Raw genomic sequence first — 18,589 nt, 5'->3', positions numbered from 1 at the left:
CCGCACAAGTAATACCCAACTGAAGGAGGCCTCACGTGGCTGACAACGCCCGTTCGGCACGACTGGCCAAGCGCATCCTGCAGATCGTCGCGTCCGCCGTCGAACTGCAGATCAAGGACCGCCGACTCGAATACGTCACCATCACTGACTGCACCGTCAGCGGCGACCTGCACGACGCCACCGTCTACTACACGGTCCGCGGTGCCTCCATCGATGATGAACCAGACACCGCCGCCGCTGCGGAAGCCCTCCACCGCGCCCGCGGCCAGCTCCGCAAGATCGTCGGCGATCAGCTCGGTGTGCGGTTTACCCCCACCCTCACCTTTAAGCTCGACACCGTGCCGGAAAGCTCCGCCCATATGGAAGACCTGCTGGCCAAGGCCCGCAAGCGCGACGAAGAACTGCGCAAGCTCGCCGAAAACGCCACTCCTGCCGGTGACGCCAACCCGTATAAGGACGAGTAAACCGTGGATTTTCGTGCAGCCACCGCAGCGGTAACTGAGGCCAGCACCATCGCCGTGATGGGCCACATCCGGCCAGACGCCGACGCCATCGGCAGCGTGACCACCGTGCTGCAGGCACTGCACCAGCTTGGGAAAACTGCCTCCGGCTGGATCGGTCAGCCGGAGGCCTTTGCCGCGAATCTGCTCAGCATCCCGCTGGCAGACCAGATCACCTGTGCTACCGAACTACCCAAAGCGGACCTCTACGTGGTGCTAGACTGCGGATCCCTGGATCGCACCGGCGCGTTCTCCAGCGCGCTCAGCGACACCGACACTCCGATCATCATGGTGGACCACCACGCCTCCAACACCGGCTTTGGCACCTGGCAGCTGCTGGATCCCACCGCGGAATCCACCACCACGATCCTCAGGGCGTGGCTGCGCGACCTCGGTGTGGAGCTGACCACTAGCATCGCGCACAGCATCTACGCGGGCCTGGTTACGGACACGGGAAGTTTCCGCTGGGGTCGCCCCGCGATGCATGAGCTGGCCGGCGAACTGGTGGCCACTGGCATCAACACCCGCTGCATCGCCGGCGCACTCATGGATGATGTCTCCATCCCCGGTTTACGCATGGTCGGGCAGGTGCTGTCTGCGATCACTGTACCGGAGATCGACGGACATCGAGTCGCAATCCTCACCGCCACCCACGACCTCATCCAAGGCTGCGCCATGAACGAAGTGGAAAGCCTCGTTGACTACGTCCGTGGCGTGGGCGCTGCGGACGTCGGGGCCGTGTTCAAGGAATACCGACCGGGCTGGTTCGCGGTATCACTGCGCACTACCAAGGACATCGACGTCTCCGCCATCGCTGCGCGCATAGGTGGTGGGGGACACGTGCGCGCCGCCGGTTACACCACTACTGGCACCGTTGCCGAGGTTCATCAGGAACTGCTCGCTGCGGTGGGCGCGGTTCTGAACTGATGGCCGTCGAAAAGCAGGTGCGGGTAGACGCCCGGACCATCTTCGGGTTGGCACTGCCTGCGCTCGGCGTGCTCGCCGCAACACCGCTGTATTTGCTGCTCGACACGGCTGTCGTGGGCAGGCTGGGGGCCACCGACCTCGCGGCGCTCGGAGCGGCCACCACGATCCAGGCGCAGGTCACCACGCAATTGACGTTCCTGTCCTACGGCACCACCGCCCGGTCCGCCCGATTGTTCGGGGCGGGGAAGCGGGCGGAAGCCGTCGCGGAAGGAGTCCAGGCCACCTGGGTGGCGTTCGCCGTTGGTCTGCTGCTAGCCGTGACAGTGTGGCTGAGCGCCCCGACGCTCTCGCTGTGGCTCTCCGGCCAATCGACGGTGGCGGCGGAAGCTGCGCTGTGGCTGCGGGTCGCCTCGCTCGGTATTCCGCTGATTCTGGCGACGATGGCCGGAAACGGCTGGCTCCGCGGGCTCCACAACACCCGACTACCGCTGCTCTTCACCCTGGCCGGGGTGATCCCGAGCGCGATATTGGTTCCGATCCTGGTGCATCGGTTCGGCATCGTCGGTTCGGCGTGGGCCAACCTGATCGGGGAAACGATCACCTTCCTGGGCTTTTTCCTCGCCTTGGTGCGCGCGCACCGCGGTAGTTGGCGGCCTGACCTGGCGGTGATCAAGCGCCAGCTTGGCTTGGGTAAGGATCTGATCGCTCGCTCCGCGCTGATGCAGGTGTCTTTTGTCTCGGCCGCGGCGGTGGCGGGGCGGTTTGGTGAGGTCTCGCTTGCGGCGCACCAGATCATGCTGCAACTGTGGTCTTTCCTCACGCTCGTGCTGGATTCCCTGGCTATCGCGGCGCAGGCACTCATCGGTTCGGCGCTTGGCGCGTCCTCGGTGGCAATGGCGCGACGGGTCGGCGTGAAGGTAGTGCAGTACTCCATGCTGCTTGCTGGGGGATTGGCCCTGGCGTTGCTGCTGGGGCGCACCGTGATCCCGGCGCTGTTCACTACGGATCCGCACGTGCGGGAGACGATCAACGGCCCGTGGTGGCTGATGTGCGCCATGGTCTTGATCGGCGGCGTGGTATTCGCTTTCGATGGTGTGCTGCTTGGTGCGTCGGATGCCGCGTTTTTGCGCAACGCCACCATGTTGGCAGCTGTCGCGGGTTTCCTGCCGTTGGTGTGGCTGTCGCTGGCGTTCGGCTGGGGGCTGCTGGGCGTGTGGTGCGGCCTGATGAGCTTCCTAGTTCTGCGCGCCATCGCGGTGCTACTACGTTTCCAGAGTATGAAGTGGGCTACTATTTAAAAGCACTTGGCAGGAAAGGAGACACCCATGGCATACACCCAAACGCTTTGGGCTGTCTCTGACTTGCACGCCGCTGTGAAAGCGAACGGCCCGGAGATTGACTCCATCCAGCCGCGGCACCCCTCCGACTGGTTGATCGTGGCGGGCGACGTGGCGGAACGAACCGAGCTGGTGCTGGAGGTGCTAACCAAGCTGCGGCGTCGGTTTGCCTGCGTGATTTGGGTGCCGGGGAACCACGAGCTGTTCTGCCGCAGCGGCGACCGCGCGAAAGGCCGCGACAAGTACGACGAGCTGGTGGAGGGCTGCCGGCTTATCGACGTCCTGACCCCCGAAGACCCGTACCCGGTTTTTGCGGGTCGCACCATCGTTCCGCTGTTCACACTGTACGACTACTCCTTCAGGGCGCCAGGTCGCACCGTGGAGCAGGCCGTCCAGGCCGCCCACGACGTCCAAGTGGTGATGACGGACGAGTTTGCCATCAAACCCTTCGTGGATGTGCGGGCCTGGTGCTGGGACCGGCTCGCGTATTCCATCAAGCGACTCGGTCGCGTCAGTGGACCCACCATTCTGATTAACCACTGGCCGTTGGTGTACGAACCGATTGGGAAGATGCCGTGGCCGGAAATCGGGTTGTGGTGCGGTACCCGCCACACCAGAACCTGGGCGCAGCGCTACGGCGCTGAACAGGTCATTTTCGGGCACCTGCACATGCCGGGCATCACCGAAGTCGCTGGGATTCCCCACATTGAGGTCTCCCTCGGCTATCCGCGGGAATGGGAGTCCTACCCGCCGGACCGCCCGTGGCCATACCCAGTGCTGGAGGTGGAACATGCTGGATAGCTCCCTGTTTCCACCATCGGCGAAATTCTGCACGTTCCGCACCGGGGAACCGGAACACGCCCTGGATCACTTCCACCACCTGCACCCGCTGGAGCGCGCGCTGGTGGCGCACTCCCTGGACGTGCGGAAAGCTGAATTTGGCGATGCCCGCTGGTGCGCCCACCAAGCCCTCAAAGAGCTCGGTCGTGATACCGGCGCGCCGATCCTGCGCGGTGAACGTGGAATGCCGCTGTGGCCGGCCTCAGTCAGCGGATCTCTGACCCACACCGATGGATTCCGGGCGGCCGTCGTCGCACCGCGGCTGCTGGTGCGTTCCATGGGACTCGACGCCGAACCCGCCGAACCCCTACCCACCGGGGTGCTGGGCTCGATCGCGCGCGATGGGGAACACGCCCAACTCGAACGGCTGAAAGGCAACGGCGTGGACTGCGCCGATCGCCTGCTGTTCTGCGCCAAGGAAGCCACCTACAAAGCGTGGTTCCCGTTGACGCACCGTTGGCTCGGCTTTGAGCAGGCCGAGATTGACCTGCGGGACGACGGTACTTTCGTCTCATACCTGCTGGTCAGGCCGACACCGGTGCCATTTATCTCCGGGCGTTGGGCGATCAAGGACGGCTACGTGATCGCCACCACCGCGGTGTCTTAGAGGGTCGAGGGTCGGGCGACAAAGACCGTCGATAAGCGCTTGCCTTTTTCTTTCACCAACGCCACCGCATGCCCCTCCGGCGTGACCGCCGCATGCACCCCCTTCACACCACGCGGGGCGAGCCATTTACCCATCGCCAAATCCGCGCCCTCCTGCTGCGTCACTTCAAGCACCGGGAACCCTTTCGCCAACGCCTGATCCAGGGACAGCGACAGGCGGGGAGTGTCCTCCAGCTGCTCTAACGTCTGTGCGTCGTCCAAGGTGTACGGACCCACCGTCGTGCGACGCAGCGCCGTCAGGTGCCCACCGACGCCCAGCGCCGCCCCCAGATCGCGGGCGAGCGAACGGATGTACGTGCCCGAGGAGCAGAACACCTCCACATCAATATCTTGGAAGTCGCCCTCCTGGCGGATATCCAGAATGTCAAAGCGATGCACCGTCACGGGACGCTCCGGGATCTCCACCTTCTCACCGGCGCGTACCAGCTCGTGGGCGCGCTTGCCGTTGATCTTGATCGCGCTCACCGAGCTGGGGCGCTGCATGATCTCGCCCGTCAGTTTCGCCACCTCGGCCGTAATATCCTCGACGCTGGCGTGGGATGGGGTAGTGGTAAGGACCTCGCCTTCCTTGTCATCAGTCGTTGTGGACTGGCCGAGGCGGATCGTCGCCTGATACGTTTTGGTGTCCGTCACCAGGTGCGCCAGGAATTTGGTGCCACGTTCCAAGCCGACCACAAGCACACCAGTAGCCATCGGATCCAAGGTGCCGGAGTGGCCCACTTTCCGGGTGCCAAAGAAGCGCCGCAGCCGCGCGATCACATCATGCGATGTCATCCCCGCGGGCTTATCCACGATCACAAGTCCAGAACGGTCGAGCAAGTCAGTCATTGCTCAAGCATATGACGTAATCTAGTGCAGTGGATATTTGGCAAGGACTAGAGCAAGTGTCAGTAGCGACCCGCAGCGTGGTCACCATCGGCGTGTTCGACGGCGTACACCGTGGGCACCAAAGCCTGATCACGGAGGCAACCGCGCGGGCCCGGGAGCTGAACCTGCCGAGCGTGCTCATGACCTTCGACCCGCACCCGGCGGCTGTGATTCGCCCTGACAAGATGCCACCGATGCTCGGCACCATGGAAGAACGGGCAGCGATGGTCTCCGACCTCGGCATTGACGCCATGCTGGCCCTGCCATTCACCCGCGACCTAGCGCAGCTCACCCCGGAAGAGTTCTTTACCTCCGTGCTCGTGGATACTCTGAAGGCGGCCGTCGTGATCGTCGGTGCTAATTTCACCTTTGGCCAGCGCGCCGCCGGTAACACGGATACCCTGCAGGAGCTGGGCGCGAAGTACGGCGTTGACGTGGTTGTTATGCCATTGCTGACGGACTCTGGAGTTCGCTGTTCTTCCAGCACCGTGCGCCGCTTCCTGTCCGAAGGCAACGTCGCCGCAGCTGCCAAGGTGCTCGGCCGGCCGTACTCTGTCACCGAAACTGTCGTGCGTGGCGCCGGTCGCGGCGGCAAAGAGCTGGGCTTTCCGACGGCCAACATGTATTTCCCACAAAAGCGAGCGCTGCCCACGGACGGTGTGTACGCAGGTTGGTTTGTTATCGGCTCCACCGCGCCGATCCAAGGGGACATGGAACGCGGAGTCCGCTACCCAGCCGCAATTTCGGTGGGGACCAACCCTACCTTCGGCGACACCCGACGCAGCGTGGAGACCTACATCCTCGACCAACACGCTGACCTTTACGGACACGACTGCACCGTGCTCTTTGTGGAGCGCGTGCGAGGAATGAAGAAGTTCGAGTCTGTTGATGAACTGTTAGCGGCAATGCATAACGACGTCGCCCGGACCCGCGAGATCCTGAAATGAAAGTAATCCTCGACCTCGACACCGGCATTGACGACGCCCTCGCCCTTGCCTACATTCTGGCCTCACCGGAAGTGGAACTTCTCGCTGTCACTGGCACATTTGGCAATGTGACGGTCGAAGAAGGCGTGGCCAATACCCGGGCATTGCTCGCAATGCTTGGGCGCAGCGACATCCCGGTGTACGCCGGCAGGCCCCATGCCCTGACCGCAACCTCGTTTGAGGTGCTACCGATTTCCCGCTTCATCCACGGCGACAACGGCGTCGGCGGCGTCGTCCTGCCACCAGCCGAATCCGACGCAGCGGGGGAGGCCGCCCCATTCCTGGTCGAGGCGGCGCGCGAGCACCCGGACCTGATCATCGTCGCCACAGGGCCCCTGACCAACATCGCTGACGCGGTACAGCTCGCGCCCGACTTCACCCGCGCTCAAGTAGTAGTCATGGGAGGAGCACTCACCGTCCCCGGAAACGTCACCCCGTGGAGTGAGGCCAACATCTACCAAGACCCAGAAGCCGCTGACATAGTCTTCCGATCCGAAATGGATGTGACCATGATCGGCCACGACGTCACTCACCAAGCCGTGCTCACCCGCGCAGACACCGCAGAGTGGCGTGGGCTATCAACTCCAGGTGACCTGCTCGCAGACATCGCCGATTACTACATCGGCGCCTACGCAACCACCGCGCCCCACCTCGGAGGCTGCGCGCTGCACGATCCCCTCGCAGCAGCAGTAGCAGTAGACCCCACCCTGGTCATGTGCCTGCCACTTCACCTGACAGTGGATCTCACTGAACCCACCCGAGGACGCACCATCGGCGCTGGGGATCGAGTAGGGCCAGAAGGGGCCACCTCGCGCGTTGCCGTCGGCGTAGAATCAGAGCGATTCCACACCACCTTCGTAACTCGTCTCCGAAATTTAGTGGCGGGATTTTAATTTTCCGGCCTGCACGTGGTAGATTGCACCGTGGTCTGTACTGCGGTTCGCAGCAGTTCAACCCGTCTTGGCTTTCTGAGCAGCAAGGCGATTTTTCATGCGGACTGAAATAACTACGAGGAGAACACTCCATGGCTCTTACCACTGAGCAGAAGAAGGAAATCCTGGCCGAGTACGGCCTGCACGAGACCGACACCGGCTCCCCAGAGGCTCAGGTTGCAATGCTGACCAAGCGCATCCAGATCCTGACCGAGCACCTGAAGTTCCACAAGCACGACCACCACTCCCGTCGTGGCCTGCTGCTTCTCGTTGGTCGCCGCAAGGGCCTGCTGAAGTACCTCGCTGACAACAACGTCGAGCGTTACCGTGACCTGATCGGTCGCCTCGGCCTGCGTCGATAAGACTTTTTCACGGCAAACCCCACCTGCTGATTTATTGGCAGGTGGGGTTCGTTGTGTTTGCGGGGCCTGGGTTTTGGGGTTGAGTGCGAGTCCTGGAATTCGATACTGGGAGTAGTGCGGGCTAGTTTCGGGGGTTTTGGGGGTTTTATTCACCGAGACTCGAGTTCCAGGTCTCGAGTTTGCGGGGGAAGTGGGTGGCTGTGGCATCTGAGGGGTGGGGTACGGGCGGGTTTTCTCATAAGTGCGAGTCCTGGAATTCGAGACTGGGAGTAGAGCGGGCTCGTTTCGGGCAAAAAGTGGGTTTTATTCACCGAGACTCGAGTTCCAGGTCTCGAGTTTGCGAGCAACCCCATCACAATCCCGGTGACACCGATGTTGACGTGCGCAGATCTGATATTATGTAGCACAGTCTGACAACTGGACCTCGAGATGACGGCACCGACGACCGTCGCTAAACAAAGAAGTATTTGAGGAGAACTCGCTTAGATGAGCGATGTTGCATTTTATTCTGAACCTGACTATGGCGTCTACGGCGTAACTGCCACCATTGATAACGGCGATTTCGGTACCCGCACGATTCGCCTGGAGACTGGCCAGCTTGCTCGTCAGGCTGATGGCGCGGTCACTGCTTTCCTTGATGAAGAAACCATGCTGCTTGCGACGACGACGGCGTCGAATCAGCCTCGGGAAGGTTTCGATTTCTTCCCGCTGACCGTGGATGTGGAAGAGCGGATGTATGCTGCGGGTCGCATTCCGGGCTCATTCTTCCGTCGTGAAGGCCGGCCTTCTACCGAGGCAATTTTGGCCTGCCGACTGATTGACCGCCCGCTGCGCCCGACCTTTGTCAAGGGCCTGCGTAACGAGGTTCAGGTTGTGGTGACGGTGCTGTCGATGGATCCGAAGGACATGTACGACGTCCTCGCCATCAACGGCGCTTCCGCCGCGACTCAGCTGTCCGGCCTGCCAGTTTCCGGTGCGGTCGGTGGTGTGCGCATGGCGCTGATCGCGGACGAGGCGCATCCGAAGGGCCAGTGGGTGGCATTCCCAACCCATGAGCAGCACGAGCAGGCGCTGTTTGAGATCGTTGTCGCTGGTCGCATCGTGTCCAAGAAGGTCGGCCGCAAGACCGTCGACGATGTCGCCATCATGATGGTTGAGGCAGGCGCCACCGAGGGCGTCATCGACCGCGTCAAGGCGGGCGCTCCGGCTCCGACGGAGGCTGTCGTCGCTGAGGGCCTTGAGGCAGCCAAGCCGTTTATTGAGGTGCTCTGCCGCGCCCAGGCCAAGCTTGCCGACGCCGTTGCCAAGGAAACCCAAGAGTTTCCATTGTTCCCGGCCTATTCGGACGACATCTACAAGGATGTTGAGAAGATGGCCTCGAAAAAGATCCAGAAGCTGATGTCCATTAAGGGCAAGCAGGAACGCGAAGAGGCCACGAACTCCCACATGGAAGAGATCGTGGAGAAGTTCGACGAGGACGAGGCAAAGGAAGTGCGCGCGGCCTACAACGCCGTGATGAAGTCTGTGGTCCGCCACCGCATTCTCACCGACCACTTCCGTATCGACGGCCGCGGTGTCACCGACATCCGTGACCTGGGCGTTGAGGTCGACCTGATCCCACGCGCGCACGGCTCCTCCTTGTTCGAGCGCGGCGAAACCCAAATTATGGGCGTGACCACCCTGGACATGCTCAAGATGGAGCAGCAGATTGACTCTCTGACCCCAGAGAAGTCGAAGCGTTACATCCACCACTACAACTTCCCGCCATACTCCACCGGTGAAACCGGCCGGGTTGGTTCCCCGAAGCGTCGTGAAATTGGCCACGGCGCCCTTGCTGAGCGCGCACTGGTCCCAGTGATCCCCTCCCGCGAGGACTTCCCATATGCCATCCGTCAGGTCTCCGAGGCGCTGGGCTCCAACGGCTCCACCTCCATGGGCTCGGTGTGCGCATCGACGCTGTCCCTGTACAACGCCGGCGTGCCACTGAAGGCCCCTGTTGCTGGTATCGCCATGGGCCTGGTCTCCGATGAGATCGACGGCGAAACCCGCTACGTTGCTCTCACCGACATCCTCGGTGCAGAAGATGCCTTCGGCGACATGGACTTCAAGGTCGCCGGCACCCGCGAACTGGTCACCGCGCTGCAGCTAGACACCAAGCTTGACGGCATCCCATCCGAGGTACTCGCCGCAGCTCTGGAACAGGCCCGCGACGCCCGTATCACCATCCTGGACACCATGGCAGAGGTCATCGACGCCCCAGACGAGATGAACTCACTGGCACCACGCATTACCTCCGTGAAGGTGCCAGTGTCCAAGATCGGCGAGCTGATCGGTCCTAAGGGTAAGACCATCAACGCCATCACCGAGGAAACCGGCGCAGACATCTCCATCGAGGAAGACGGAACCGTCTACGTCTCCGGTACCGGCGAAGCAGCAGAAGCCGCACTGGAAAAGGTCAACGCGATCGCAAACCCACAGCTTCCAAAGGTAGGCGAGCGCTACCTGGGCACCGTGGTCAAGACCACCGCCTTCGGTGCATTCGTCTCGCTGCTGCCAGGCCGCGACGGTCTGGTCCACATCTCCAAGCTCGGTGGCAACAAGCGCATCGAAAAGGTTGAGGACGTGGTGAGTGTTGGTGACAAGATCCAGGTCGAAATCTCCGACATCGACAACCGTGGCAAGATCTCCCTGGTCCCAGTAGGCGACGAAGCCTAAGCTCCAGCCGTTGCTTAAGCACCCCGCACAGTGTTGCGGGGTGTTTAGTTTTCTCAGCGCCGGAGATTTAGCGTACCGATGGGATTTTCACGGCTCGAATCGTCCCATCCGTACGCTAAATCCGGCGTCGGTTACTTAAACCCCCCTAAACCCCCTTTAGTATTCCTTCACTCTGTGCGCTATGATGATTCGTTAGTCGAGCCTGCGCCTGTGGTGGCGAAAATCGGCCTAAAATTGGAACCCTCAACCCCGTGTGAAAGGTATGGAACCATGACTGACATTAAAGTAGGTGTCCTGGGAGCTAAGGGCCGTGTTGGCCAAGCTGTAGTTGAGGGGGTAACCGCAGCGACTGGGCTGGAGCTGGTCGCTGAGGTGGATAAAGGCGATAGCCTGCAGCTGCTCGTCGATAGTGGTGCGCAGGTGGTGGTCGACTTCACGGCGCCACAGGTGGTGATGGGGAATCTGGAGTTCTGCATCAACAACGGCATTTCCTGTGTGGTTGGTACGACGGGTTTCACGCAGGAGCGACTGGACCAGGTGCGTCAATGGCTGGAAAACAACCCTGGGGTGGGTGTGTTGATTGCCCCAAACTTTGCGATCTCCGCCGTGTTGACCATGGAGTTTGCTAAGCAGGCCGCCCGGTTCTTTGAGTCCGCGGAGGTCATTGAGATGCATCATCCGAACAAGTTGGACGCACCGTCGGGAACCGCAATTCATACGGCACAGGGAATTGCGGATGCGCGTCGTGAAGCAGGTATGGGCGCCCAGCCCGACGCCACCGAACAGTCGCTGGAGGGCGCGCGTGGCACGCTTGTCGACGGCGTACCCGTCCACGCCGTCCGCATGCAGGGCACCGTCGCCCATGAAGTGGTGATCTTCGGTACCCAGGGGCAGTCGCTGTCCATCCGCCAAGATTCCTACGACCGCACGTCTTTCGTGCCAGGTGTGTTGTTGGGAGTGCGCGAGGTCCAAAACAAGCCGGGACTGACTGTCGGCTTGGAACACTACCTCGATATTTAACAATTAGAAGCGGAGAATGTCATGGCGAAAGCCGTACCCTTAAGTGTCACGCTGATTGCGTGCTCGCAATTTCATGCGCCCAGCGACATTGAATGGGACACCGATGCTCGCGGTGGGGAAGCCCTGATCGAGTTCGCTGGTCGTGCCTGCTACGAAAGCTTTGACAAGCCCAACCCGCGCACCGCTACCAATGCTGCCTACCTGCGGCACATCTTGGAAGTGGGGCACACCGCGCTGCTTGAGCACGCCACCGCCACGCTGTACCTTCGTGGCATCTCCCGCAGCGCCACTCACGAGCTGGTTCGCCACCGTCATTTCTCCTTCTCGCAACTGTCCCAACGGTTCGTCCACCCCGAAGAATCCAACGTGGTGGTGCCCGGCCTCATCGCCGAAGATGAAGACCTGCTGCGACTGTTCAACCGCAGCATCGACGAAGCCCGCTTCGCTTTCGACGAACTGCTCGACGCACTCGAAGAAAAACTCGCGGGTGAACCGAACGCACTGCTGCGGAAAAAACAAGCCCGCCAGGCCGCCCGCGCCGTCCTACCGAACGCCACCGAATCCCGCATCGTAGTCACGGGAAACTTCCGGAGCTGGCGACACTTCATCGGGATGCGTGCCACCGAACACGCCGATGTGGAAATCCGGCGGGTTGCAGTGGAATGCTTGAAGGTACTGCAGCAGCAAGCTCCCGTCGTGTTCGGTGACTTTGACATCGCCACGCTGCATGATGGTACGCAGATGGCCACGAGTCCCTACGTCACAGACTTTTAACTAAACAAGGAGTAGTCATGAACGTAACCAAACTTGGTGCCAACATGTTCGGCACAGTGGGCGTCGCCATGGTGACGCCGTTCGACGCCAACGGGGATCTAGATGTAGCCTCTGTGCGCCAGCTGGCAGCCTACCTGGTAGAAAACGGCATTGACAGCCTGATTCTTTCCGGAACCACCGGCGAAGCCCCCACCACCACAAACGAAGAAAAGAGCACCCTGATCACTGAGGTGCGCGCCGAGGTAGGGGACCGTGCGAAGCTCGTCGCCGGCTGCGGAACCAACAACACCCGCGCCTCTATTCAGCTCGCCCGAGACGCCGCAAAAGCTGGGGCCGACGCACTGCTGCTAGTCACTCCGTACTACTCCAAGCCATCACAGGAAGGTGTGGTGCAACACGCCAATGCTGTTGCCGACGCGACAGACCTTCCCGTGTGCCTGTATGATATTCCAGGTAGATCGTCGATTGAGATGAGTTCTGATACGATCAGACGTCTAGCCGACCATAAGAATATCCATGCGATGAAGGACGCCAAGGGCAACCTTTGTGCCGCCACCGATTTGATCGCTCAAACCGGTCTCGCCTGGTATTCGGGAGATGATCCCCTGAACCTGCCGTGGCTCACCCTCGGCGCCTCCGGTTTCATCTCAGTGGTAGGACATGCAGCTCCACGCGCTTTGCGTGAGCTCTACACAAGCTTCGAGGAAGGCGACCTCGCCCGCGCGCGGGAAATCAACGCCACGCTGTTCCCGCTGTTTCAAGCACAAGCTCGACTCGGTGGGGTCAGCATGAGTAAGGCTGCTCTGCGACTGCAGGGCATAGATGTAGGAGATCCCCGCCTGCCACAAGTAGCAGCAGACGCTGCCCAGGTGGAGGAACTCCGTACCGACTTAGAGAAGGCTGGAGTCCTTTAGATATGACCGAACCACGCAATCGTGCCCGCAAGGTAACTCGTAAGGCTGGCCCACCAGAGACCGTGGAAGCAATGAAATTCCAAGCCCCAGAGGTTACCGCGGACAGCGATTCCGCGCCGGCGCAGCGCAGCAACGACAGCGGTGAGGGCGAACAGCGCTCCCGCGGTCGTTCGGGGAATAGCCGACGCAGCAACCGTGGACGCGGCCGAGGCGGAAACGGCGGCAACGGCGGTAACAACCGGGGGCGCCGCAACGTCGTGAAGTCCATGCAGGGCGCCGACCTGACCGAGCGTCTCCCAGAGCCACCGAAGGCACCGAAGGACGGCCTCCGTATCGTCGCCCTGGGCGGTATCTCCGAAATCGGCCGCAACATGACCGTGTTCGAATACAAGGGCAGGTTGCTCATTGTCGACTGCGGTGTCCTATTCCCATCCTCCGGCGAACCAGGCGTCGACCTGATCCTTCCAGACTTTTCCTACATGGAAGGCAAATGGGACAAGGTTGAGGCTCTCGTGGTCACCCACGGCCACGAAGACCACATCGGTGCCATCCCATGGCTGCTCAAGCAGCGCCATGACATTCCGATTCTGGCGTCCCGCTTCACCCTGGCCCTCATCGCGGCCAAGACCAAGGAGCACCGTCAGCGCCCGAAGCTGATCGAGGTTAACGAAAAGTCCGATGTCAATCACGGCCCATTCAACCTGCGGTTCTTCGCCGTGAACCACTCCATCCCTGAGTGCCTCGGCATCGCGATCAAGACCGGAGCTGGCCTGGTTGTTCACACCGGCGACATCAAGCTGGATCAGACCCCAACGGACGGTCGACCAACTGACCTGCCTGCGATGTCTCGTCTGGGTGACGAAGGCGTTGACCTGTTCCTGTGCGATTCCACCAACGCCACCACCCCTGGTGTATCCAGCTCTGAATCCGAGATCGGCCCGACGCTCAAGCGCCTGGTCATGGACGCTAAGCAGCGCGTCATCATCGCTTGCTTCGCCTCAAACGTGTACCGCGTCCAGGCTGCCATCGATGCCGCCGTGGCCTCTGGCCGTAAGGTCGCATTCAACGGCCGTTCCATGATCCGTAACATGGAGATCGCGGAGAAGATGGGCCTGTTGAAGGCGCCTCGTGGCACGATTGTGCAGATGGATGAGGCTGCGAAGCTCGCGCCACACAAGGTGCTGCTGATCACCACGGGTACACAGGGTGAACCGATGGCTGCGCTGTCCCGCATGGCGCGTCGCGAGCACCGCCAGATCACGGTGCGCGATGGCGACCTGATCGTCCTGTCCTCCTCACTGGTCCCAGGTAACGAAGAAGCTGTCTTTGGCGTGATCAACATGCTGGCCCAGATTGGTGCCACCGTGATCACCGGCCGCGACGCCAAGGTCCACACCTCCGGCCACGGTTACTCCGGTGAGCTGCTGTTCCTCTACAACGCGGTGCGCCCGCGCAACGCGATGCCGGTGCACGGCGAGTGGCGTCACCTGCGTGCGAACAAGGAACTGGCGATCTCCACTGGTGTTCAGCGTGACCGCGTCGTGCTGGCACAGAACGGTGTGGTGGTCGAACTGGTCAATGGTCGCGCGCAGGTCGTGGGCCAGATCCCAGTGGGTAACCTGTACGTGGACGGTGTCACCATGGGCGACATTGATGCGAAGGTCCTGGAGGATCGTACCTCCATGGGCGAAGGCGGCGTCATTGACATCACCGCGGTCATCGACAACCGCACCGGACGCCTGCTGGAGCGCCCGACGGCACGTGCGCTCGGTTTCTCCGAGGATGCCGTCGCGATGATGCCTGAGGTTGCCGACCTGGTGGAGAACATCATGATCGAGCAGGCCGGTGAGGGTGAGAATGATCCGTACCGTATTGCGCAGCAGGTGCGTCGTAAGGTGGCGCGCTTCGTGGAGCAGAAGTGGCGTCGTAAGCCGCTGGTCATGCCGACGGTGGTCCCGATGACGGCGGAGACCCAGCCGGTGGAAGACACGGACGTCGAGAACACGCGCCCAAGCCTGTAACCACCACGAGCCCAAGGGTAGGACATTTCTCCTACACTTGGGCTTATGTCTTTTTCACGCACAGAACGCGCCCGCCTGGTTGACACTTTCCGTGAAGTGGGGCCGCACGCCCCGACTGAGTGCGAAGGGTGGACGGCGCACCACCTGGCCGCGCACCTGTTGTTGCGGGAAACCTCACCGCTTGCGACAGCAGGCATGTTCTTATCGCCGCTTGCTGGGGTGACCGACAAAGCGATGCAGCGCCAGCTCGACCGGCCCTTTGCGGAGGTTGTGGCGCAGTGGGGGAGGGGACCGCGCGGGCTGTGGCGCCTGCTGGACCGTAAGGCAAATGTGGCCGAGCATTTCGTGCACCACGAGGACGTTAGGCGGGCGCAGGGCCTTGGCCCACGCAGCTTCACGACGGCCGAATCCCGCGAACTCTATGACGCTCTTCGGAACCTTAAAGTTTTGCTGCGTGCTAGTCGGGTGGCTGTAGAACTGCGCCCCGAAGGGTTCCCGGCTATTGCCGCTGGTCAGCGTGATAGTGAGGAACGCGTGGTGATAAGTGGCCAGGTGGGAGAGATCCTCCTTTACCTCTACGGGCGTCCAGCTCAGGGGCTTGATTTTGTGGGTGATGTGGAGAAGATCAAACTCACTTCCTTATAGGGGTGGCTACGTTCTTGTGCCTCTAGTTGGGTAGTGCACAGTAGGTTTCCTATCGGGCGAATCCCCGGGAAGCATTTCCCGGATCTCGGGTGGAAATAGGGCTGCAGAAGTGCTTTTTGGGTGTTTTTGTGCCGAGATACGGGTTTCACTTCCCGGGTTTCGGCAGGAGTGCCACAAAACCCGCCTGGTATCGGTGTGGCGCATGTGACTGGAGTGCTAATAGCGACTAGAGTTTGAGGCATGTCTGTCTCTAGCAAGCCGAAGTCGTCTAACCGGGCGCGCCGGAAGAACACTGGTCCGCAGTCTGGTTCGCGAAGAGGACCATCCTCAGCGAACCTTTCCTCGCGAACCGCTTCCCGCGCTGCCGATACGTCCCACGAACGCACCGGCAGCGCATTTCGTGCTGTGGGTTCGGGTCTGGGAGCGATGTTCGGCGCTACGGCTAAAGGCATTGGAGGTACAGCGCGAATGATTGCTCGGAAAGATCCCGATCAAGACGCACCTCAACTTCAGGAGCAATCGCCACGGCGTCTGGGGATTGAGGAGCACGCCGACGGCATCGGCCTCACCCTTATTGGGCTTTCTGTGGTGCTCGGTGCGACGGTCTGGTTCGATATCGCGGGGCCCGTCGGGGAGTGGATTGCCAATGTCGCCCACTTGACCATTGGCGCAGGTGCCTTAGTGCTTCCGGTCGCGCTGTTTGCCTTGGCCATCACCCTGATGCTGGGTGTCAAGCCAGAACCAGAACGGGAAACCGGCGTCGTGGTGGGCACGCTGCTGATCGTGCTGAGCATGCTCGGCCTCGTGCACATCTTCGCGGGAACTCCTGTTGACTGGGCTGCCCGAAAGACCGCTGGCGGTGCGTTGGGCTATATCGTCGGTGGTCCGCTGGCAGCCGGTTTTAGTGCTTACCTGGCTATCCCGATCTTGGCACTCGTCATTATCTACGGCGCACTGCAGGTCACGGGCGTTGCAGTGCGGGAATTCGTGGACTACATCATCGGCGCGGTCGGATTCCGCGACAACGTGGACGTAGAAGACGACGATGACGACGATATTTACAGCTCCGCCGACCAGGAAATCGAGTCCATGGCGCGCAGCCCGCGGCCACGCCAACCCCGTCCGTCGCGTCCGATCGATAACTACCCGCTGGACGAAGAACCAGAGGACGATCCGCAGCCATCGCTGTTTAGCAAACCAAAGAAGCCCGCACGCGCTGCAAATCTCTACGACGAACCAGCGCCAGCCGATACCGACGAGTTCCCCGCGGTTGTGGACGAGCCGGAGCCCGAAGCTACTGTCCAGCTTCGTTCGGTGCCATCAGCCGTCGATAAGGCGCCCGATGCCGTCGCCGCCAGCCGGGAGGCCATGCGCGAAGCCATCATCGCCCGCTCCGGCATTGACCCCGCGAAGGTGCAGGCCAGCGTACCTAAGAGCGAGCTGAAGAAGGACGTTCCGCCGCCGGCGCCACGTGAGGTGGACTCCAACTACGTCCTCCCGAATGCTGCAGAGTTGCTTATTGGTGGCGAGCCGCCGAAGACGAGGTCCGCTGCGAACGATCGCATGATCGAAGCGATCACTGACGTGTTCCGGGAATTCAATGTTGACGCCGTCGTCACGGGCTTCTCGCGTGGCCCGACAGTGACCCGCTACGAGGTCGAGCTCGGGCCTGGCGTGAAGGTTTCGAAGATCACGAACCTGCAGTCCAACCTGGCCTACGCAGCGGCGACCGACAACGTGCGCCTGCTCGCACCGATCCCCGGTAAATCGGCCGTCGGCATCGAGGTGCCGAACTCCGACCGCGAACTGGTGCGGCTTGCCGACGTCCTCAATGCGCCTGAAACCGTGGCCAACCATGATCCGATGCTCATTGGCCTCGGTAAGGACATTGAAGGCGATTTCATTTCCCACTCCGTGCAGAAAATGCCACACCTACTCGTCGCAGGTTCCACGGGTTCCGGTAAGTCCGCCTTCGTCAACTCTCTGCTCGTGTCGCTGCTCACCCGCGCTACCCCGGACGAAGTGCGCCTGATCCTAGTGGACCCGAAGATGGTGGAACTGACCCCATACGAAGGCATCCCGCACCTGATCACGCCGATCATCACCCAGCCAAAGAAAGCCGCTGCCGCACTGAACTGGCTGGTGGAGGAGATGGAACAGCGCTACATGGACATGAAGTCCGCGCGTGTGCGCCACATTAAGGACTACAACCGCAAGGTCGCTTCGGGTGAGATCACCGCACCTCCAGGCTCTGAGCGGGAATACCGTCCGTACCCATTCATCGTGTGTGTGGTAGACGAGCTCGCCGACCTGATGATGACGGCACCGAAGGAAATTGAAGAATCCATCGTCCGCATCACCCAGAAGGCGCGTGCAGCCGGTATTCACCTGGTGCTGGCAACCCAGCGCCCATCTGTGGATGTGGTTACCGGTCTGATTAAGACCAACGTGCCTTCCCGTCTCGCCTTCGCCACTTCATCCCTCACGGACTCCCGAGTCATCCTGGACCAGGGTGGCGCAGAGAAACTCATCGGCATGGGCGACGGGCTGTTCATCCCACAGGGTGGCCGCCCGGTGCGCATGCAGGGTGCCTTCGTCACGGATGAAGAAGTGCAAGCGGTGGTTGAAGCGGCTAAGGACCAAGCGGAGCCGAACTACACCGAAGGCGTGACTGAGGAGAAGGCAGGCGAGAAGAAGGAGATCGACGAGGAAATCGGCAACGATCTGGAAGACCTCCTGGCAGCAGTGGAAATTGTGGTCACCTCGCAGCACGGATCCACCTCCATGCTGCAGCGCAAGCTGCGCATCGGCTTTGCCAAGGCGGGCCGCCTGATGGACCTCATGGAAACCCGTGGCGTGGTTGGCCCATCCGAAGGTTCCAAGGCCCGTGAGGTTCTGGTGAAACCGGAAGAGCTGGACACTATTCTCTGGATGCTCAAGGGCGCCGACCCGGCAGAAGCCCCGAAGGAGGAGGACGACGTCACCGTGGTCGAGGCAAACCCTAACGGTGGCGTGTTCTAGAGCGTGTGTTGTGCTCTGGGACCCTCAATAGGCTAAAGTAGGGCTTTGTCTTGGAGGGGAGT

General features: G+C 61.4%; 15 protein-coding genes and 1 pseudogene. 15 read left to right on the top strand and 1 reads right to left on the bottom strand.

What is annotated here, in order from left to right:
• Positions 1 to 35: 35 nt before the first annotated feature.
• From rbfA to HW450_RS01805, 5 genes are read left to right on the top strand one after another with little or no spacing between them, the layout of a single operon-like run.
• Positions 36 to 464, top strand: coding sequence for a 30S ribosome-binding factor RbfA (gene rbfA, locus HW450_RS01825; RefSeq protein WP_182386332.1), 429 nt, complete (start codon positions 36 to 38; stop codon positions 462 to 464).
• Between the two features lie 3 nt (positions 465 to 467).
• Positions 468 to 1,427 carry a DHH family phosphoesterase gene (locus HW450_RS01820; protein WP_232843298.1) on the top strand — a complete coding sequence of 320 codons (960 nt, stop codon included), beginning with the start codon at positions 468 to 470 and terminating at the stop codon, positions 1,425 to 1,427.
• Positions 1,427 to 2,725: an MATE family efflux transporter gene (locus HW450_RS01815; protein ID WP_182386331.1), complete on the top strand. Its 1,299-nt coding sequence runs from the start codon at positions 1,427 to 1,429 to the stop codon at positions 2,723 to 2,725. Before HW450_RS01820 ends, HW450_RS01815 begins: the two co-directional genes overlap by 1 nt.
• 27 nt (positions 2,726 to 2,752) lie before the next feature.
• On the top strand, positions 2,753 to 3,565 hold the full coding sequence (locus tag HW450_RS01810) for a metallophosphoesterase family protein (protein ID WP_182386330.1): 813 nt from the start codon (positions 2,753 to 2,755) through the stop codon (positions 3,563 to 3,565).
• On the top strand, positions 3,555 to 4,211 hold the full coding sequence (locus HW450_RS01805) for a 4'-phosphopantetheinyl transferase family protein (protein WP_182386329.1): 657 nt from the start codon (positions 3,555 to 3,557) through the stop codon (positions 4,209 to 4,211). The genes HW450_RS01810 and HW450_RS01805 overlap by 11 nt, the downstream gene beginning before the upstream one ends.
• Here the strand turns inward: HW450_RS01805 and truB are convergent.
• Positions 4,208 to 5,098 carry a tRNA pseudouridine(55) synthase TruB gene (gene truB, locus HW450_RS01800; RefSeq protein WP_182386328.1) on the bottom strand — a complete coding sequence of 297 codons (891 nt, stop codon included), beginning with the start codon at positions 5,096 to 5,098 and terminating at the stop codon, positions 4,208 to 4,210. The genes HW450_RS01805 and truB overlap by 4 nt on opposite strands.
• 29 nt (positions 5,099 to 5,127) lie before the next feature.
• On the opposite strand from truB, the gene HW450_RS01795 reads away from it, so the two are divergent.
• From HW450_RS01795 to HW450_RS01750, 10 genes and pseudogenes are all read left to right on the top strand, one after another.
• The gene (locus HW450_RS01795; RefSeq protein WP_182386327.1) at positions 5,128 to 6,084 is read left to right on the top strand and encodes a bifunctional riboflavin kinase/FAD synthetase; all 957 of its coding nucleotides are present in this window, start codon (positions 5,128 to 5,130) and stop codon (positions 6,082 to 6,084) included.
• On the top strand, positions 6,081 to 7,016 hold the full coding sequence (locus HW450_RS01790; protein ID WP_182386326.1) for a nucleoside hydrolase: 936 nt from the start codon (positions 6,081 to 6,083) through the stop codon (positions 7,014 to 7,016). The genes HW450_RS01795 and HW450_RS01790 overlap by 4 nt, the downstream gene beginning before the upstream one ends.
• A gap of 131 nt (positions 7,017 to 7,147) precedes the next feature.
• Positions 7,148 to 7,417 carry a 30S ribosomal protein S15 gene (gene rpsO / locus HW450_RS01785; protein WP_182386325.1) on the top strand — a complete coding sequence of 90 codons (270 nt, stop codon included), beginning with the start codon at positions 7,148 to 7,150 and terminating at the stop codon, positions 7,415 to 7,417.
• 486 nt (positions 7,418 to 7,903) lie between these two features.
• Positions 7,904 to 10,132 (top strand): polyribonucleotide nucleotidyltransferase, encoded by a 2,229-nt coding sequence (locus HW450_RS01780; protein ID WP_182386324.1) that lies wholly within the window; start codon positions 7,904 to 7,906, stop codon positions 10,130 to 10,132.
• A gap of 270 nt (positions 10,133 to 10,402) precedes the next feature.
• Positions 10,403 to 11,152 carry a 4-hydroxy-tetrahydrodipicolinate reductase gene (gene dapB, locus HW450_RS01775; protein ID WP_182386323.1) on the top strand — a complete coding sequence of 250 codons (750 nt, stop codon included), beginning with the start codon at positions 10,403 to 10,405 and terminating at the stop codon, positions 11,150 to 11,152.
• 21 nt (positions 11,153 to 11,173) lie between these two features.
• On the top strand, positions 11,174 to 11,926 hold the full coding sequence (gene thyX / locus HW450_RS01770) for an FAD-dependent thymidylate synthase (RefSeq protein WP_182386322.1): 753 nt from the start codon (positions 11,174 to 11,176) through the stop codon (positions 11,924 to 11,926).
• 17 nt (positions 11,927 to 11,943) lie between these two features.
• Positions 11,944 to 12,840, top strand: coding sequence for a 4-hydroxy-tetrahydrodipicolinate synthase (gene dapA / locus HW450_RS01765; RefSeq protein WP_182386321.1), 897 nt, complete (start codon positions 11,944 to 11,946; stop codon positions 12,838 to 12,840).
• 161 nt (positions 12,841 to 13,001) lie between these two features.
• A pseudogene (locus HW450_RS01760) lies at positions 13,002 to 14,861 on the top strand (ribonuclease J); the annotation flags it as partial.
• Positions 14,862 to 14,906: 45 nt separating this feature from the next.
• Positions 14,907 to 15,506 (top strand): TIGR03085 family metal-binding protein, encoded by a 600-nt coding sequence (locus HW450_RS01755; protein WP_182386319.1) that lies wholly within the window; start codon positions 14,907 to 14,909, stop codon positions 15,504 to 15,506.
• A gap of 240 nt (positions 15,507 to 15,746) precedes the next feature.
• Positions 15,747 to 18,527, top strand: coding sequence for an FtsK/SpoIIIE family DNA translocase (locus HW450_RS01750; protein ID WP_182386318.1), 2,781 nt, complete (start codon positions 15,747 to 15,749; stop codon positions 18,525 to 18,527).
• The last annotated feature ends 62 nt before the right edge of the window (positions 18,528 to 18,589 follow it).

It is taken from the genome of Corynebacterium hindlerae, assembly GCF_014117265.1.
Classification (GTDB): Bacteria; Actinomycetota; Actinomycetes; order Mycobacteriales; family Mycobacteriaceae; genus Corynebacterium; species Corynebacterium hindlerae.
This window is presented reverse-complemented; position numbering and strand designations above follow the sequence as displayed.

What these genes read in the sequence shown, in the direction of transcription:
- HW450_RS01815 (WP_182386331.1), top strand. Translation starts at nt 1,427, where the DNA reads ATGGCCGTCGAAAAGCAGGTGCGGGTAGACGCCCGGACCATCTTCGGG.
- HW450_RS01810 (WP_182386330.1), top strand. Translation starts at nt 2,753, where the DNA reads ATGGCATACACCCAAACGCTTTGGGCTGTCTCTGACTTGCACGCCGCT.
- HW450_RS01805 (WP_182386329.1), top strand. Translation starts at nt 3,555, where the DNA reads ATGCTGGATAGCTCCCTGTTTCCACCATCGGCGAAATTCTGCACGTTC.
- truB (WP_182386328.1), bottom strand. Translation starts at nt 5,098, where the DNA reads ATGACTGACTTGCTCGACCGTTCTGGACTTGTGATCGTGGATAAGCCC.
- HW450_RS01790 (WP_182386326.1), top strand. Translation starts at nt 6,081, where the DNA reads ATGAAAGTAATCCTCGACCTCGACACCGGCATTGACGACGCCCTCGCC.
- rpsO (WP_182386325.1), top strand. Translation starts at nt 7,148, where the DNA reads ATGGCTCTTACCACTGAGCAGAAGAAGGAAATCCTGGCCGAGTACGGC.
- HW450_RS01780 (WP_182386324.1), top strand. Translation starts at nt 7,904, where the DNA reads ATGAGCGATGTTGCATTTTATTCTGAACCTGACTATGGCGTCTACGGC.
- dapB (WP_182386323.1), top strand. Translation starts at nt 10,403, where the DNA reads ATGACTGACATTAAAGTAGGTGTCCTGGGAGCTAAGGGCCGTGTTGGC.
- thyX (WP_182386322.1), top strand. Translation starts at nt 11,174, where the DNA reads ATGGCGAAAGCCGTACCCTTAAGTGTCACGCTGATTGCGTGCTCGCAA.
- dapA (WP_182386321.1), top strand. Translation starts at nt 11,944, where the DNA reads ATGAACGTAACCAAACTTGGTGCCAACATGTTCGGCACAGTGGGCGTC.
- HW450_RS01755 (WP_182386319.1), top strand. Translation starts at nt 14,907, where the DNA reads ATGTCTTTTTCACGCACAGAACGCGCCCGCCTGGTTGACACTTTCCGT.
- HW450_RS01750 (WP_182386318.1), top strand. Translation starts at nt 15,747, where the DNA reads ATGTCTGTCTCTAGCAAGCCGAAGTCGTCTAACCGGGCGCGCCGGAAG.